The organism is Reticulibacter mediterranei, from assembly GCF_016587455.1.
This window is the reverse complement of the sequence record NZ_BNJK01000002.1, coordinates 1,668,532-1,685,886: the sequence shown is the minus strand read 5'-3', so window position 1 is coordinate 1,685,886 and position 17,355 is coordinate 1,668,532. Positions and strand designations below refer to the sequence as shown.

The 17,355-nt window shown below is 52.3% G+C and carries 17 protein-coding genes; 6 read left to right on the top strand and 11 right to left on the bottom strand.

Features of this window, described 5'->3' with window-relative positions; all coding sequences use genetic code 11:
- Positions 1–210 precede the first annotated feature (210 nt).
- Positions 211–678 (top strand): hypothetical protein, encoded by a 468-nt coding sequence (locus tag K3T83_RS45875; protein ID WP_220209843.1) that lies wholly within the window; start codon positions 211–213, stop codon positions 676–678.
- A 77-nt stretch (positions 679–755) separates the two neighbouring features.
- Here the strand turns inward: K3T83_RS45875 and K3T83_RS45870 are convergent, their stop codons facing one another.
- A complete protein-coding gene (locus K3T83_RS45870; protein ID WP_220209842.1) occupies positions 756–1,649 on the bottom strand; it encodes an RNA polymerase sigma-70 factor in 894 nt (297 codons plus the stop codon).
- A gap of 173 nt (positions 1,650–1,822) precedes the next feature.
- On the opposite strand from K3T83_RS45870, the gene K3T83_RS45865 reads away from it, so the two are divergent.
- The 4 genes from K3T83_RS45865 to K3T83_RS45850 all read left to right on the top strand — a co-directional run bounded on the left by K3T83_RS45865 (position 1,823) and on the right by K3T83_RS45850 (position 4,691).
- Entirely contained in the window at positions 1,823–2,761 is a 939-nt protein-coding gene (locus tag K3T83_RS45865; RefSeq protein ID WP_220209841.1) for an NAD-dependent epimerase/dehydratase family protein, read from the top strand.
- Between the two features lie 96 nt (positions 2,762–2,857).
- The gene (locus tag K3T83_RS45860; protein ID WP_220209840.1) at positions 2,858–3,247 is read left to right on the top strand and encodes a nuclear transport factor 2 family protein; all 390 of its coding nucleotides are present in this window, start codon (positions 2,858–2,860) and stop codon (positions 3,245–3,247) included.
- Between the two features lie 124 nt (positions 3,248–3,371).
- The gene (locus K3T83_RS45855) at positions 3,372–4,148 is read left to right on the top strand and encodes a GNAT family N-acetyltransferase (protein ID WP_220209839.1); all 777 of its coding nucleotides are present in this window, start codon (positions 3,372–3,374) and stop codon (positions 4,146–4,148) included.
- Positions 4,149–4,319: 171 nt separating this feature from the next.
- Entirely contained in the window at positions 4,320–4,691 is a 372-nt protein-coding gene (locus K3T83_RS45850) for a winged helix-turn-helix transcriptional regulator (RefSeq protein WP_220209838.1), read from the top strand.
- Positions 4,692–4,780: 89 nt separating this feature from the next.
- Here the strand turns inward: K3T83_RS45850 and K3T83_RS45845 are convergent, their stop codons facing one another.
- From K3T83_RS45845 to K3T83_RS45810, 8 genes are all read right to left on the bottom strand, one after another.
- Positions 4,781–5,602, bottom strand: a complete 822-nt coding sequence (locus tag K3T83_RS45845) for a sugar phosphate isomerase/epimerase family protein (protein WP_220209837.1) — start codon at positions 5,600–5,602, stop codon at positions 4,781–4,783.
- A gap of 4 nt (positions 5,603–5,606) precedes the next feature.
- The gene (locus K3T83_RS45840) at positions 5,607–6,668 is read right to left on the bottom strand and encodes a Gfo/Idh/MocA family protein (protein ID WP_220209836.1); all 1,062 of its coding nucleotides are present in this window, start codon (positions 6,666–6,668) and stop codon (positions 5,607–5,609) included.
- Positions 6,669–6,963: 295 nt separating this feature from the next.
- The gene (locus tag K3T83_RS45835) at positions 6,964–7,824 is read right to left on the bottom strand and encodes a sugar phosphate isomerase/epimerase family protein (protein ID WP_220209835.1); all 861 of its coding nucleotides are present in this window, start codon (positions 7,822–7,824) and stop codon (positions 6,964–6,966) included.
- A gap of 3 nt (positions 7,825–7,827) precedes the next feature.
- Entirely contained in the window at positions 7,828–8,685 is an 858-nt protein-coding gene (locus tag K3T83_RS45830; protein ID WP_220209834.1) for a carbohydrate ABC transporter permease, read from the bottom strand.
- Between the two features lies 1 nt (position 8,686).
- Positions 8,687–9,670, bottom strand: coding sequence for a carbohydrate ABC transporter permease (locus K3T83_RS45825; protein ID WP_220209833.1), 984 nt, complete (start codon positions 9,668–9,670; stop codon positions 8,687–8,689).
- Between the two features lie 30 nt (positions 9,671–9,700).
- Positions 9,701–11,026, bottom strand: coding sequence for an ABC transporter substrate-binding protein (locus tag K3T83_RS45820; protein ID WP_220209832.1), 1,326 nt, complete (start codon positions 11,024–11,026; stop codon positions 9,701–9,703).
- A gap of 399 nt (positions 11,027–11,425) precedes the next feature.
- On the bottom strand, positions 11,426–12,463 hold the full coding sequence (locus K3T83_RS45815) for a LacI family DNA-binding transcriptional regulator (RefSeq protein WP_220209831.1): 1,038 nt from the start codon (positions 12,461–12,463) through the stop codon (positions 11,426–11,428).
- A gap of 235 nt (positions 12,464–12,698) precedes the next feature.
- On the bottom strand, positions 12,699–13,283 hold the full coding sequence (locus tag K3T83_RS45810) for a hypothetical protein (protein WP_220209830.1): 585 nt from the start codon (positions 13,281–13,283) through the stop codon (positions 12,699–12,701).
- A gap of 427 nt (positions 13,284–13,710) precedes the next feature.
- Here K3T83_RS45810 and K3T83_RS45805 point away from each other — a divergent pair, with 427 nt between their 5' ends.
- Positions 13,711–14,205: a MarR family winged helix-turn-helix transcriptional regulator gene (locus K3T83_RS45805; RefSeq protein WP_220209829.1), complete on the top strand. Its 495-nt coding sequence runs from the start codon at positions 13,711–13,713 to the stop codon at positions 14,203–14,205.
- 127 nt (positions 14,206–14,332) lie between these two features.
- Here the strand turns inward: K3T83_RS45805 and dnaK are convergent, their stop codons facing one another.
- Both dnaK and K3T83_RS45795 read right to left on the bottom strand, forming a co-directional pair.
- Positions 14,333–16,231, bottom strand: coding sequence for a molecular chaperone DnaK (gene dnaK, locus K3T83_RS45800; RefSeq protein WP_220209828.1), 1,899 nt, complete (start codon positions 16,229–16,231; stop codon positions 14,333–14,335).
- A gap of 472 nt (positions 16,232–16,703) precedes the next feature.
- Positions 16,704–17,174, bottom strand: a complete 471-nt coding sequence (locus K3T83_RS45795; protein WP_220209827.1) for an Hsp20/alpha crystallin family protein — start codon at positions 17,172–17,174, stop codon at positions 16,704–16,706.
- Positions 17,175–17,355: the final 181 nt, after the last annotated feature.

Here is a 17,355-nt window from a genome sequence, read left to right as displayed (position 1 = left end):
GCACCATAACCAGGAAAAAGGAGCTTCTGTCGATCTGGCAGAAGCTCCTTTTTCCTGGAGACTATATCATTCCGATCTATTGACGGATCTCAAGCATCGAATCTATACTCGTAAGAGATGCAGTTTCTGACTCAAAATGAAATGCCAGATCATAGACATCGGTTATACCAACGTCAAAAAACGATCTCATTAAAGGAAGACAGGATACAAATGAACCATCGTTTTCATGACCTTCTTGCCCGTCTCCCACACCTTGCTTTTCTGCTCCCGTTGGCAGGGCTGGTTGTTGTTTGCGTGATCGTCTTCTTCCTGTCTCCCCTGCACACGCTAGAATTGTTGTACTCCGGGGTAAACACGAAAGGCGTCGTGGTCAGCAAAATATCCTGCGATGCAGGAATGGAAGGAAGCTATGTTCCTGGTTCGATGCTCAGAGTCTCCTATACAGACCAGACAAGCAACTCCCACCTCCTCTTGACAGCGTGTTCCTCCCACCGACCCTCTAAGATTGGCAGTTCCATCGCTCTCCGCTATCTCCCTACCAGACCAGAGGTAGCAGACCTGGAGGAGAATGTTGCTTTAGCGATCAACCAATCCATAGGGATGTTTATTTTTGGTTTGCTGCTGGTAGTCATCTCGCTTATCTTTATCTATCAGTATACAGCAGATAATCTGCTCTGAACGAAAACATAGTCGGCTTTGCATGGAGTCTGCTCAGCAAATCATTATGTTGTTGCAGACATTCTCCTGATATTCCTTTATTGTCCGGTGTAACCTCGTCGTTGCTCCAATTGTCGTTGCAGATAGGCCAGCTTGTCGGGGCTCAGGATGCTGTAGAGTCCCACTACAGCGTTATCGCGAATATCGGGTAGGAGCACCCAGTTGAGATGGGCGTTGCTCCAGGAGAGAAACGCTGGCGTCCCATTCACCTCCTCAACGAAGAGTTGATGATCTGCTGGCACTTTGCGCCACAACGCAATGAACAATTTCGCCACCTTCTCTTGGCCGGAGACCGGAAGCAAACTGGTGTGGACCTTGCCGCCACCATCGGCCCAGGCCGTTACGTCGCTGGCAAGCAGTTGTGTCAACGTCGCCATATTTCCAGACTGGCATGCAGCGACAAACGAGTCAAGCAATTGCCGCTGATTTTCTGGCTTGAGTTCCACCCGCTGCCGCTTCTCCGCCAGATGGCTCTTCGCACGATGGAAGATCTGGCGACAATTGGCCGGACTTTTCTCAAGAATATTGGCGATCTCCGCAAACGAATAATCAAACACCTCATGGAACAGGAACACAGCACGCTCTGGAGGCGTCAATGTCTCTAAAAGCACAAGAAAAGCCATAGAGAGCGATTCTTGCCGCTCGATTTTTGTCTCCGGCGACTCCTCAACATCCACCGAGGTCAGAACTGGCTCAGGAAGCCATATCCCTATATATTCTTCCCGCTGGACATGGGCTGACTTCAGATAGTTAAGACTGAGATTGGTAACGATGGTAGTCAGATAGGCTTTGGGCGATTGAATGGATTCGGTATCCGTTTGCCGATAACGCAGATACGCATCCTGAACAATATCTTCGGCCTGACTGGCGCTGCCAGTCAGTCGATATGCAATCGAGAAGAGCAGAGAGCGATACTGTTGCACCGGGTCCATAGCGTGCTTGATGTTTCTCCTTCATGATGAGACTTACTGTATCATAGCTCACAGGATAAAAAGGCGCAAATTTTTCTCTTTATTTCACTGTCACATTTCCACTCACTCGCCTGTCCCCTTTCTAGAAGCGCAAAGAAAGCGCATTAATAAAGAGATAAAAGGAGAAATAGAAAATGCAGGTCTTTCTTACTGGTGCAACAGGAGTTCTTGGCAAAGCTACAATTCCTCTACTCATAGCGTCTGGTCATCAGGTCCACGCATTTAGCCATTCAGAAAAGAACACAGGAACTATTCGGCAATTAGGTGCAGAGCCGATCACCGCTGATCTTTTTGATCGCGCTTCCCTCACCAGGGCGCTCGCAGCGAGCCAGGCGACGGCAATTGTGCATCTGGCAACCAGAATTCCGCCAACGATGAAGATGGGCAAAGTTGCCTCATGGCAGGAAAACGATCATATTCGGCGCGATGGCACACGCATACTCGTTGATGTGGCTCTGGCTGCTGGCGTGCAAACATTCGTCTATCCCAGCTTCTATTATGTCTATCCTGATCGCAGCGCACAATGGATCGATGCCTCCTCCACTCCGATACAGTCTCATGTGATCCAGCAAGCCACTATTGATGCAGAGAAAGAAGTGGAACGTTTCACCAGCGAAAAGGAGCGTGGAATTGTGCTGCGGCTGGGCAATCTATACGGCCCGGACGTGCCATCGGCACTGGAACAGTTTCAGATGGCACAAAAAGGCATTGCGGCTCTCCCCGGTCCTGGAAACGCCTACCTCTCCTACATCTGGGCAGCCGATGCCGCTAGCGCCATCGTAGTTGCTCTGGATAAAGCTCCAGCCGGGATCTATGACATCGTTGATGATGAGCCGCTCACCCGCAATGAGTTTGCGCACGCTCTGGCACAAAGCGTCGGGAAACGTCGTCTTCTGCATATCCCTAATGGCGTGATGAAAATGCTAACAGGTGCGGCAGCAGATATGGTCAATCGCAGCCAGCGCGTCTCCAATCGCCGTTTCCGCGAACTGACCGGCTGGAAACCGACCGTTGAAAATGCACGTGAGGGCTGGGCCTTGATCGCCAAAGCCCGGCACGACGCCGGCGCATAAGATCAGGCTGCACCGCAAATATGGGTAATATCCCCCATGCGCTTCTTTTCATTTCAGAGTAGGATGAGACAGTAAGGATCGCAAGAAAGGATACCTATGTCAGAGCAACAGAGACAAGATTTGACTCCGAAAGAAATCTTCGAGTCTATGATAGAGGCGGCAAATCGACACGATCTGGAAGCGATGGTCGCTTGTTTTGCGCCCGATTATCGCGGTGAGTTGCCGTTTACCCCGGAAAGGAACTTCACCGGTCAGGCAGGTGTGCGAAAAAACTGGAGCTTCTTTTTCTCGACGATGCCAGATTTCCAGATAGAGATCCTCAGAGAAGCGGTAGATGGAGATACTGTATGGGCCGAGTTGTTATTTCATGGAACACAGGCTGATGGATCAAAGCAAATGATGCAAGGGATAAACATAATGGGCATTCAATCAGGGAAGATTGCCTGGGGAAAACTCTATCAGAATACAGTCCAGAAACCCGGCTGAGCCTGGGCAGATGATGACATCAACTACTACCTTCGATACAAAAACGTATGCCCGGTCCTGTGGAGGCTGGGCATGCTGATGAGAAGCAACATTTTTGCAGACATCACTTAGGAGCAAAAATATCATGGATGAAATGATCTTGTTAAGAAAGATCGAAGAAACATTTTTGTCTATCGGATATCGCCTCTCTATTGAAGGATTGTTCTGGCCATTACAGGTGCAGGGGGTGACGGCGCAGATCTCTTCTTTACCAAACAAAATGCTCAATCTGGTTGGTCTGGCTACCTTCACTGAGGCCAATGTAGATGAAGGCATTCAGCGAGTGATTGCCACTTACCGAAAAGAGGAAAAACCCTTTACCTGGTTTGTGGGACCAACAAGTCAACCAACCAGCCTGAGAGAACATCTGACCGCCACAGGATTAACCTATCGAGGGAGCATCAAGGGCATGGTCTTGCGCGACATTCATCATACAATCAAAAGCAATCCAGATGTCGAGGTCAGAGAAAGCTCCATTGCTGATTACAATAGACACATTGCCGTAATTGCCGGCGCATTTGGCCTGACGGTAGAAGTAACTAACATATTCAATCGCAAGTATGAAGCATTGGGAAACAAAGCGAAACTCTATCTCGCCTATGTACCGGGCCGGGAGGAACCAGTTGCCTTCTCAGCTTCCGTCTTCGAGGACCATGGCATAGTGGTGCTGCTCGGGGCCGCAACGCTGGAAGCCTATCGCGGCAGAGGCATTTATACGAGCATGGTTGCGAAACGTTTAGACGATGCATTGGCGAAAGGAGCCACAACCGCGATCATCCACTCTGATCCAAAAACATCCGCCCCCATTTGTGCCAAACTGGGATTTGAACATATCTGCTCGCTTGACCTGTATACGCTATAAATCCCAGATGCAACGTTGAAGTCACCAATGTTTCAAAGTTGGTCATACTGTACCGCAAATATGGGTAATATTCCCCATGCGCACCTTTCCATCTCCAGGTAGGATAAAAACAGTATTGACGATGCAGAAACAAATGCCTGATACCACGCAGGTATCGGATTGGAGATGGCTATGAACGGACTGGCACATGAATGTTTTTCAGAAAAACCGTTACAGTTTGAGAAAGACCCGATCCAAGTAGCTGCAATGGAGGAGAATAACGCATCTATTCTTGCCTGGGATCTGCTCGGCAAACGCTGGACATTTCGGATTATTATCCAGTTGCTCTCACGCTCCCAATCGTTCCTTGAGCTTGGCAAACACATTCCAGGCATCAGCGAGAGCGTTCTCTCCGACCGCCTCAAAGAATTAGAGCGCGCGGAAGTGATTCAACGGCAGGAGTATAATGGAGGCTCGACCCGCATCATCTACCGCCTTACAGAAAAGGGCAGGGCGCTTGAGCCTGTCGTCAAGGCCATCGGTGCCTGGAGCGAGCATTTTTGAATCGGCAATGCGACAAAGAGTCTTTAGGAGGAAATTCTCTTCCAAAGACTCTCTGTTGCTAACGACTTGCCGTCATGATGAGGGATCGTCTAATCTTCACACAAAGGCAGCAAGCTCTGATAACATTGGGTGGCCGCCTCTTTCGTTGGCAATTGCCAGAGCGCAGCATTGAACATTTCGATAGAATAATAGCCGTTGTAGCCGTATTCCTCCAACCGGTCGATCATCGCCCGCAGATCAATGATGCCCTGACCCGGCAATACGCGGTCGCTATTACAATTGCTCAGTTCGCCCGGCTTATTACTCATATCGTTGAGATGAACATGTTTGATCAGCGGCACAATCTCGGCGGTGAGATGCTCAAACTTTGTCACCGTCGTATGGTAGTGCGCGGGATCAAAGAGAATACCAAGCTGAGGATGATTCACGCGCTGCACGACATAGGCCGCACTATGCAGGCTCTTGATTAGCGGCGACCAGTTGAATTCCAGCGCAATCCTGACGTTTAACTCTTCGATCTGCCTCAACAGCTCGCCAAAGACGGCCACCACCGTATCCAGCGCCTCGACCGATGGTTGAGCGGGGCCATCGGTTCCGACAACCAGCGTGCCACCGCCAAGTTCATGGATCAGGCGCACATTCTCACGAAAGAGATCGTGATTCTCATGGAGCGCCTCGGGAGGAGCGAAACATGCCACGTGGGTCTGGAAGCCGCCAATCGAGCGCAGGCCGTGCCGCTCAAGCAAAGCGCGCACGTCGTCAAGCGTGTGACCTTGCGCGATCCAATCCTTCACTAGCGGCAGCACAAACTCGACGTTGATAAAACCTGCCTCCGCATAGGCTGCAAGCGCTTCTTCCAGATTTTGCTGAGTTGTCGAGACAGAGTTGATCGCAATCTGTGTCCGTTTCATCGAATTAGAATACCTCCGCGACAGTAATAATGCGATCCATCACACGCACATCCCACAAACATTTTTCCGCCGGAGCGCGCAGTGGTGCCTGTCCTGCAAGCGCCTGTACAAACCCCTCCGCCTCGCGAAAGAACGCCCAGGCAACGGGTGCATGATATTCTGTTGTCGCAAAACCGCTCTTTTCGCGGTGCAATAACGTCACGCGCGCCGATGACTGACGATTGAGCGGCGTTGGTGTGTGAATGGCAAGCTCGCCTCGCTCAAACGTGAGGACCAGATGCTCGCGCCACTCATGGGCCGCGCTGACACTGCCGCGCACCGTCACAGCCACGTCGCCACAGCGGAGCAACGCCTGCATTGCCCGGTCGCCGCGAAATTGGGCCGCACGCACGCTCATCTCAGCATCCAGAAAGTGATGGCAAAGATTGATGTTGTGCGAAAAGATATTCACGAGATAGTGATAGGCTGCGCGTTGCTCCGGCGTCTGACAGGCATCAGGAAACGTTGGCTGCAATGGAGGCAGCGGCGTAGGATCGTCAACGCTGATGGGTGTGCCGGCGTTCTGTATCCAATCACCCCCATTGCAATGCGCATCGATTGCCAGCAGCGCTCCCAATTCCCGGCTCTCCTGTAACTCCATGAAGAGTTGTTTTGCCAGCTCCACGCCTGTATCATAGCGCTTCATAAAGCCAACTGCGTAGTACACGCCCTTACTCTCTGCCAGCGCCACCAGTTCTTCCGCCTCATCAACGCGCCCAACCATCGGCTTCTCCGTCAGCACCGATTTCCCTGCATTCAAGATTCGCGTGACCAATTGATAGTTATTCGGCCATTGCTGAACACAGATCACCGCATCAATGCCTGGATCAGCCAGCAGCGCCTCATCGCTCTCGTACACCTGGGAGATGAGATATTTTTCTGCAACGGCTCTGGCAAGCGATGCTTTGAGGTCCGTCACGCCTGCAATGACGCACTCTCCACGATCACGTAACTGAGCATAATTGGCAAGATGAGCTATCTGGCCCATCATGCCGGTTCCAATAAAACCAATTGTCGGCCTGGTCATAAACTGTGTCTTTCCTTGTTTTAGTTGAACAATTCGGAAACACTCCCTCGCTATTGGACGGGGAATTGCGGAGGCGTGGAGAATGTTGGATCACCCGTAGCGACAAGGGGCGGTTGAGGGTCTTGGTTGGGGCCTTGCGCTTGTCGCTCTCGCCAGACCAATCCCCGCTATCTTTGCACCCATCCTCGTCCCCAACGGCGACAAGCGCAAGGCCCCCACGCCCTCTCCCTACCACCCCTTGTCGCTACGGGTGATCCAACATCCTTTCCTTCCCAATAGGGTTATCTATTACGTCTCATTTCCCTGCGTGTGGGTGAATCAAGGGGTGCAACGTCTGCCAGCCGCGCTCCAGCCCTTCATCGAACTTCTCGTTCCAATACACCGGGTCTTCATGCTCGATAGCAACGTCGTCGGTATAGCCGATCTCATCGAGGGCAGCGATAAACTGATGCCAGTTTATTTCGCCATAGCCCGGAACGCGGAAGCGGAAATAGTCTCCATTCACCCCACCACGATAGCGCCGCTCAGGAAGCATCTCTGTATCTTTCGCATGCACATGATAGACCCGATCCCGATACTCAAGCAGGGCGCGGATATGATCAATACCCTGCCAATACAGGTGCGACGGGTCGAATTCCAGGCCCAGCGCTTTTGATGGCACCACTTTGAACATAGCGTCCCAGGTATCGGGCGAGCCGCCGAGATTGACCGGCCTGAACGGAAGACGGCCATGCACGCTCATCCAGTTTTCCAGCGCGATTTGCAGACCGCGCTGCTCTGCTTTCTCGGCGATGGGACCAAAACGATCCGCGAATAACTGGATATTGCTGTTCCAATCGCGGTTGATATCGAAGCCGCTCATACTGGCAATCACGCGCACGCCAAGCGCCTCCGCTGCATCAAACACACGCTCATACGCCTTCGTAATCGCGGCAGGCGATTCAAAGTGACCCCCGCCGAGTTCATAGTACGCGAGCGCGTTGAAGCCAACGCCATGCTTCTCTGCCAGATGCCGCGCCTGAGCGATGGCGTCCTTATCGAGATCTGCCACAGCTGGCTTGCCAAAAGCTGTTGCTTGCAATTCGATGCCGTCGAAGCCGAAACGGGCGGCTTTCTCCACATCACTGATGTTCCCGGTGAGAAAACTTAACTTCACAGGTTATCCTTTCGCTACACCAGAGGTTAACCCCTGGATGAAGAGACGCTGTAAAAGCAAATAGACAACAATCATCGGTATCGCGCCGATTGCCAGAGCTGCGAACACCTGGCCCCAATCGGTCGTACGATACGCGTAAAAGAAGACCTGGATTGCCAGCGGGAGCGTGCGCAACTCAGGGGAGCGCACTATAATCAGAGGCAAGAAATACTCATTCCAGGCTCCAATAAACTCTAGAATGCCCACGCTGGCAATCGCCGGTCCTGAAATTGGCACGATCACGCGCAGAAACGCCGTCCACTGGTTGCATCCATCGACAAAGGCCGCATCGCGCAACTCCCCGGGCAATGTCTGGAAATAGCCCCAGAAGATGAAGATCGAGATGGGTAGTCCTGTAGCTACCAGAGGAACGATCAACCCCAGATAGGTGTCGGTCAGGTTCAACTGGACCAGCAAGACGTAGAGCGGAATGATCGGCACTGGAGCTTGCATGGTCAGCACAAACATCAGCAAGATCGCACCCGAAAAGCGAAAGTTAAACGCGCAAAACGCGTAGCCAGCCAGCGCCGACAGGATAATCACCAGAGCCGTTGTCACCAGCGCGACCACGAAGCTATTGAAGAGTGCGGTGCCAAGATCGGCCAACTGCCAGGCATGCGCGTAGTTCTGCCAGGCAACCGATCTTGGCAAGCCCCACAGATTGGTGAATAGTTCGCCCTGACTCTTAAATGAGGTCAGCACCACCCAGGCAATCGGATAGACGATAATCAGCGAGAACACGAGCAAAACGAGATGGCTCACAAACCTGGGCAGTGTTTTATACGTCAACAGCTTTGGCCTGCGTACGCTTACAACGCTCATACTATTTGCCTCCTTCCGCTGCACTCTTACGAGCATTTGGAGCCATCGACTTGATTTGCAATAGCACCAGCACGCTCACCAGGACGAACAGCGCATAGGAGAGCGCGGCACCGTAGCCCAGCTTATTGAACTGGAACGCCTGCTGATAGATATGCAGCCCCAACACCAGCGTTGCGTTGTTCGGTCCACCCTGCGTCATCAAGAAGGGAATATCAAAGGTATTGAGCGCACCCGCAAGCGAGACAGTCACATTGATGAGTAACACTGGCTGCAAGAGTGGAAGGGTAATTGCGAAAAATTGTCTGATCCGCGACGCCCCATCAACGCGTGCAGCCTCATAGAGTTCCGCAGGGATGGTCTGAAGTCCCGCCAGGAAAATAACCATGTGGAAGCCATACCATTTCCAGATATCCACGATGATCTCAGACCAGAGCGCCAGATAGGGATTGCCCAGCCAGTCCTGCACCAGAGAGCCAAGTCCAACGGCGCGCAAGAGGTTGTTCACCAGCCCGAACTGGAAATTGTACATATACGACCACATCAAGGCTACAACTACAAACGACATAATCACGGGCATAAAAAGTGCCGTACGATAGATGCCGCGCCCGCGCAACTCCTGCGTAAGCAACACCGCCAGGAAGAGCGAGAGGACGATCTTTCCTGCCACCGTTCCTACCAGATATTGCAGATTATGCAGCAACGCAATGCCAAGCGCATCATCGCTGAATAAACGCTGAAAGTTGCGCAGCCCGATAAATTCTGGATCGGTAATGCCATCCCATTTCAGCAAGGCGAGCCAGATACCAGAGATCATGGGGTAGAGCTTGAACAGGCCATAAATCAGCAGCGCAGGCGCGAGCCAGAGATATGGCTCTAGAGACCGCCGCCACGTTTTTCCAGGGCCACTTTTCATACGTCTAGTCCCGGCGCTATCCTGTTGCATATGCTCTGGCTGTGCTTCCATCCGAGGTACAGCCTTTGCCATTGTTCTGTCCCTTCTGTTTTTCACTGTCTGCTAGCTCTCGAATGTGTAGCCATCGGCCCGCAGACCATCCATCACCTTCTCAATCGCCTGCGCCGCTGCGTCGGGCTTGAGCGTGCCAGTCACCAGTCCTTGAATGTTCTGCTGAAATGCACTCGTAATCTCTGGCGGCCAGTACCAATCAAGATAGGTCGTCTGGTTTGGCGCACATTCGTCAGCATACTTAACGGCTAAGGGATCGTCGCTGGCCTTGACGTTCTTATTGCAGGAAGCAGGCGAGGCACCCAGGTCTGAGGCCCATTTAGACCATGTATCATTGGTCATCAGGTCAATTACCTGCATGGCAAGTTCTTTGCGTGCAGAATCGATCTTGCTGTAGACGCACAATGCATTCCCCGTGCCACCGGGCATCTGCCGCTTGATCGTAGTATCATTGACCGCCAATAGTGGCGGAATGAGGCTCATATCGAGCGCCGGAAACGAACCGTTGCGGTACGTGCTGATAGCGCCTGCGTGGGTATAGAAAAAGGCTCCTTTTGCCTGCGTAAAGTTTGCCATCGCGCCATCGTCATCAAGACTGTTGACCGAATCAATGAACATCTTGTCTTGAGCATATTTATAGATTAACTCCAAAGCAGCCACAACCTCTGGATCGGTAAACTTCTGGTCGCCAGCCAGCGTCTTTAACGTCTTCTCGATGGACTGATTTTTCGTGGTCTGTGCATAAGCCCAGAAGAACCAGACGGGCCATAAATAAATATTTTTGCCTGCATGCGTGAAGGGTGCCGCACCAAGCTTTTTGAGTTCGGGCGCAAGCTGCTTCAGATCATCGTAGGTGGCAGGCTCTTTCGTAAAACCCGCCTTCTCCAGCAATTTCTTATTATAGAAGAACGTGAAGCCACCGCTGCCTCCACGTGGGAGCGCCCAGAGCTTGTCATTGATCGTATAGGTTTGCTGGGCCACATCGGTAAAGCGATCGCGCTGCGGGAAACTACTCAGATCAAGCACCTGCTTGCTCACTGCATAGCGGCGCAAATCCTGGCCGTTGAGATCCATGAGATCGATCTGATCGTGGGCCACGCTTGCCGCGCTGAAGAGCGAGGTGAACTGTTCACTGGGAAAATTCCGCCAGACCACCTGGACGCCTGGATGAGCTTTTTGAATGGCCTGAATCAGCGGTTCGCTTTGCTTCTGCTCGCCCACGCTGACAATCACAAACTTCCCCTTATAGGGACCGCTTTGTGAGGACGATGCGCTCCCTCCACATCCCGCCAGCAGCGCGCCAAGCGCACCCGTGCCGAGCAATGAAAGCACCTGTCGTCGAGGAAGACCCTGGTTCGCCATTTCTGGAAGAGACATAGAAAATACCTCCTGGCAACGATACCAACAAGCAACGTTGCTGCAATAAAACATGCTATCAGCAGACAGCTTAAAATAAAAGAACGATAGCTAGAATTGTCATCAGGTCATACGGAGGTACACCCGCACGTTCTGCTGAAAACCGGCGTGTTATTGTCTTTGATGAAATTTAACTCATGTCGTAGTCGCGCGATTTATCGCGCAGGTGTAGGATCGCGCGATAAATCGCGCGACTACGACAACTTGGGATGTAATTTAGAAGTAGTTGGCGTGCAGCGTCGCACGTGGATGGAACATTTCGTCATTGTTACCTCCTTGAGTGAGGAAAGCTGGGCAACAGATAAGAATCAAAAACCGGGACGTACCCGAAGAGCAACATTGCTACAATAAACAACAATATTAAGAAGCTGTTCGCTCATCACGCCAGCCACGCCAGGGATTGGAGGCGCTAATGGGTGGACTAAACCATTCCTGGGTAAGCGTTGGGACGGTTGATTGACGGACAACCAGCGTGCAATCGAGCGGCTGAAGATCAACGATGGGCAACCCCTCCAATTTATCGGCAAGCTGTGTCATTGCCTGTCGCCCCATCTCATATACCGGCTGAACGATGGTGCTTAGTGGGGGATCATAAAGGGCTGCGATCTCCAATCCGTCATAGCCGATCACCGCGACATCGGCGGGAACACGCAAACCGGCCCGTTTCAGCCCTGCAATCGCTCCGATAGCGGCGAGATCCTGATGGGCAAAAATAGCGGTCGGCGGATCAGTTCGTTGCAGCAGCGTATCAACGGCGCGCAGGCCACTGGCATAATCGAATGCACCAGTCACGATGAGGTTGTCATCAATCGCAACGCCCCACTCTGTCAACGCGTCCACATATCCCTTCAAGCGATCGGAGCTGACATCCCCGCTGCTATCGATGGCTGTGATACAGGCGATGCGCCGGTGGCCCAGATCCAGCAGATGAGCACAGGCAACGTAGGCTCCCCGCACACTATCGGTCGTCTGGACCGTCTGAAACATGCACGACGTGTTGGCGACAACGCTTCTGGCATCCTCTTCCGCGATACCAACCACCCCTGCGGTACGCTGTCGAGTGAGGACGCGCAAATACTCTTCAGTGCGTGAACGACTATCGTAGGTATTGCAGAGCATCACGCTATAGCCGCGCGACTGCGCCACATCTTCCACTCCACGCGCCAGCTCTGCATACCAGGGATTGGTGACGTTTCCTAAAATAAGACCAATGGTATTGGTGTGTCCGTGACGGAGCGAACTGGCAACCATGTTCGGATGATACCCCAGTTCTTGCACCGCCTGTTTGACACGAGCAATCGTTTCCGCACTGATCCCTGGCTTGCCGTTGAGGACGGCTGAAATCGTTTGTTTGGATACCCCCACTCGTAAAGCAACATCGCGCATCGTAACCGGCATTTGTTGTTCCCCATTCTGGTACATGATCGGTAACATGATCGATCATGTAAAGAGTATGCCCAATAAAAATGGTTCTGTCAAGGGTAATCGCTACAAATTTTCGGCGACTAACGAATACAAAAAAGGCATTATCAATCGTCATACAAGGCGATTGATAATGCCTATCCCCTGACGTTTTCGCAAAGTCTGTCTCACCAAATGTGAGACAGATCCATGAAGTGAGCAAATCTACATCTTAATGCAGATCAGTTTGTGCATTCTGGCGAGCCTGCTTGATCAGACGGAGAGCAGAAAAAAGAAACTGCCAGCTTCCCATAAGGGCGTAACCAGCCAGGGTGCTCAGGCCAGACGTGGGCCGTCCAGCAAGTGCAATAAATGAGCTTCCAGCAAGAATAGAGACGGCTCCACCGAAGACGAGGACCGCTTGACCACTCAGTTCTTTCCATCGTCGTATTGCCGTTACTAATTCTATTCCGCCCGTTAGAATAGCCCAGACACCGAACACGCGTAAAATAGCCGGAACTCCCATCGAGGTAACAACGAGCACTACTATAACAGTAAGTAAGCTAATGACTACATTTGTTTTTTGAGCCAGGGTGTTCTTTGAGGCACGATGAACGTAAGCATCGTAGAGAGCAAAGCCAGCGTCAAATGCTGGATAAAGGATGAGCAGGAAGATAACAAGTGCAGGCATAGTAACCAGGCTGAGAAGGCCAAGCGCCCAGATCAACGCAAAAGCGGCTCGCACAAAGTACAGATTACGCATAAGAAGCGCAGTGTTAACACTCGGGTTAGCTTTCAATGATTTTAATATAGACATATTTTTTCTCCTTTTCAGTAGTGCCAGCAAAACATTGATAGAAATTAAATTGTACGCAATTTAATTTCTATCAATGTTTATAACAAATAAATAACCCGTTGTCAATAGTTTTGCCTACCAGGGCTTTCCAATTCTCCCATCTAGCGGGAGTGCAGAGGGCGGCAGCCCTTTGCTGGGGTGCAGGGTGTCCCCGCAAAAAACCTTTTTTCTTCTCTTTTGCGCGCCGCCGCAGGCGGCGCGCGAAGGAGGGAAGGAAACTGGGGACACCCCAGACCCCGGCAGGGAGACCCTGCACCCCTTTGAGCGGAGAACTGGAAAGCCCTGTTTTGCCTACATATTTGCTTGACACTATTTAATTGTGTGCTATAAAATTATTGCTAATATCTTTTTCATACGTGTCCATTCCTTCATGAAGGAGTCAATTATTATGTCAATTTCGCGGGAATCACAGAATGAGCGACTTCCCGACAGTGCCTTCACGCCGGAAAAGCAGAACAATATCGCCATCGATACCCTGCTTTGCTTTGCATTGTATGCAGCCTCACGCGCCGCAACTGATGCCTATCGGCCGCTCCTTGAAGATTTAGGACTCACCTATCCACAATATCTGGTCATGATCGTGCTGTGGGAACACGAAACATGTTCTGTCAAGGATATTGGAAGTATTCTGCACCTTGATTCTGGGACGCTCTCACCGCTACTGAAGCGCCTGGAGAGTGCAGGCTTGATTAAGAGACAGAGGCGCACCGAGGACGAACGGGTTGTGGATATCACGCTTACGGATATGGGCCTGGAATTGAGAAGGAGGGGAACCGATGTGTCTGCCAAAGTCAGTTGCAAATTTGGTATCGAATATGATGAGTATAGCGAACTAATGGGACTTCTTAAGAAGCTAACAGAGAATCTCTCTGCACAGGTCTAATCAATACTGGCATATTCCTAAAGAACACATAGGGCCTGATTTATCGTGGAAGTTACGATAAATCAGGCCCTAAGTTTTTTGGCATATCAGAAAGGGTTATGCTGGTGAGCTATTTTTTTACAGGTAATTAGACCTCGCGATACTCACCCTCAACATAGCCTGAACCGGTGTTCTCATCCGAAGAGGGCTGAGAAGGCTGCTCGCCAGTGCCAGCAGTTGCGCCAGGTTGACTGTAGATCTCCTGGCCGATGCGCTGCATGGCCTGCTCAAGCTCACTCATGCTGCTCTGCATCGAGTCAACATTTTGGGCAGAGATGGCGTCGCGGACCGCTTTAATCTTCTCCTCAATCTCGCTGCGCAAACCAACTGTAATTTTCTCGCCCACATCTTTGAGCGTGCGCTCGGCCTGATACGCCAAGCTATCGGCGCGATTACGTACTTCGATCTCCTCTTTACGCTGCCGATCTTCCTGCGCGTGCTGCTCCGCCTCCCGAACCATGCGGTCGATCTCGCCTTTGGAGAGGCCGCTGGATGCGGTGATGGTAATCTTCTGCTCGCGCCCGGTCGCTTTATCGTGTGCCGTCACATCGAGAATACCGTTGGCGTCGATGTCGAACGTCACCTCAACCTGTGGCACGCCGCGTGGAGCAGGAGCAATGCCCTCTAATCGGAAGTGTCCAAGACTCTTGTTATCACGGGCAAACTCGCGCTCGCCCTGTAGCACATGGATCTCGACCGCTGGCTGGTTGTCTTCGGCTGTCGAGAACAGCTCGCTCTTGCGCGTTGGTATCGTGGTGTTGCGCTCAATCAGCTTCGTCATCACGCCACCCAGTGTCTCAACACCCAGCGAAAGCGGGGTCACGTCGAGTAGCAGCACGTCTTTGACATCGCCCTTCAGCACACCCGCCTGGATCGCGGCACCAATCGCCACAACCTCATCGGGGTTGACGCCCTTATGCGGCTCCTTGCCAAAGATGGAGCGCACCATCTCCAAAACTGCTGGCATGCGGGTCTGGCCGCCAACCAGCACCACCTCATCGATACTGGACGCTTTCACCCCAGCATCCTCTAACGCCTTGATGACCGGTCCTCGTGTGCGATCAATGAGATCGTTCACCAGTTGCTCTAATTTCGCCCGCGTCAGCGACATGACCAGATGCTTCGGTCCGTTGGCGTCGGCGGTAATAAACGGCAGATTGATCTCCGTTTGCATCGACGAAGAGAGTTCAATCTTGGCCTTCTCTGCTGCCTCTTTCAGACGTTGCACAGCCATGCGATCTTTGCTCAGATCGATGCCCTGCTCTTTGCGGAACTCTTCAACCAACCAATCGATGACGCGCTGGTCGAAGTCGTCACCACCCAGATGCGTGTCGCCGTTGGTCGCCTGCACCTCGAAAACGCCCTCGCCAATCTGAAGAATGGAGATATCGAAGGTGCCACCGCCCAGGTCATAGACAGCAATTGTCTGATCCTTTTTCTTGTCCAGACCATAGGCGAGCGAGGCAGCTGTTGGCTCGTTGATGATACGCAGCACTTCCAGACCCGCGATCTTACCAGCATCTTTTGTAGCCTGCCGCTGTGCATCGTTAAAGTACGCGGGAACGGTGATGACGGCCTGTGTAATCTTTTCGCCCAATCGTGCCTCGGCGTCGGTCTTGAGCTTCTGCAAAATCATCGCCGAAACTTCTGGCGGGCTATATTCGCGCCCTCCCATAACGATGCGCACATCGCCATTCGCGGCACGAGTAATCTTATAGGGTGCGCTTTTGATGGTGCGCTGTACTTCGGCATCATCATATCTACGACCCATGAGCCGCTTCACAGAGAAGACGGTATTTTCTGGATTGGTGACGGCCTGCCTTTTGGCAACCTGACCAACGAGCCGCTCGCCGCTTTTCGTAATGGCGACAATCGAGGGAGTAATCCGCGCGCCCTCGCTATTCTCTAAAACTGTCGGCTCGCCAGCTTCTATCACAGCAACTACCGAGTTTGTGGTGCCGAGGTCGATTCCTAATACCTTTGCCATACTATTGTCTCCTTATCTATTGAAGAGATAAATTTTCATAACATCGTTGTGGTGCCTCCTGGGAAATCCCAGGAGGACCATAATTGGTGCGTCTGGCAAATGGTGGAGGGAAAGCCACCCGAATCTAGCAGGGGCGATGGCTGGTCCTCGCCCGGGAGCCGCCATTCCGACATGTGAATCAGGCGAGGACCAGCCATCGCCCCTGCTAGATTCGGTCATCAGGGCTTTCCAGTTCTCCGCTCAAAGGGGTGCAGGGTCTCCCTGCCGGGGTCTGGGGTGTCCCCAGTTTCCTTCCCTCCTTCGCGCGCCGCCTGCGACGGCGCGCAAAAGAGAAGAAAAAAGGTTTTTGCGGGGACACCCCGCACCCCGGCAGAGGGCGGCAGCCCTCTGCACTCCCGCTAGATGGGAGAATTGGAAAGCCCTGATTCGGTCATCCCCTACGATTTCGCGGACGCACCAATTATGATATTATTTATTTCCCGGTTTCGGCGGTTGGCTGCTCCGACTCCTGGGGAGCGATGCGGATGCGCTTTGGCTGGCTGGCCTCGCTAAAGGGAACCGTGATGCTCAGCACGCCATTCTCATAGTTCGTGGCGATTTTCTCAAAGTCCACCGTCTTAGGGAAGGTGACGCTGCGCTGGAAGGAGCCGGAAGAGATCTCGCGGACAAGCCACTGCTTCTGCTCTCCTTGCTGCTCCTGCGATGTATGATACTGGCCCTTCACGGTCAGGGTGTTTTCCAGCACAGTTACTTCGATATCCTCAGGCTTGAGACCAGGAAGCTGCACGCGGACCTCGAACCCCTTCTCATTTTCGGTGAGATTCATTGGTGCAACCAGGCTGCGCACACCCCAAGCAGGCTGTGCCACACTACGTGCTACCAGACGATCAAAGGCGCTGCGGCGGCGCAACACATCGCTAAACGGGCGATAACGTACGATCATAGACATATCTTTCATTACCTCTCTTGCTTGCTCCGAATACGTACTGCAAAACACTACAGTACATCATCCTGTCGGAAAGAGTGGAGAACATGGCTGCATCCGTATCACCCTTCAACCTTCCCACGTTCGCCACTGAGTTTCCGTTTCTCTTCTCTATCATCTCACAAATTTTGTAAGGTGA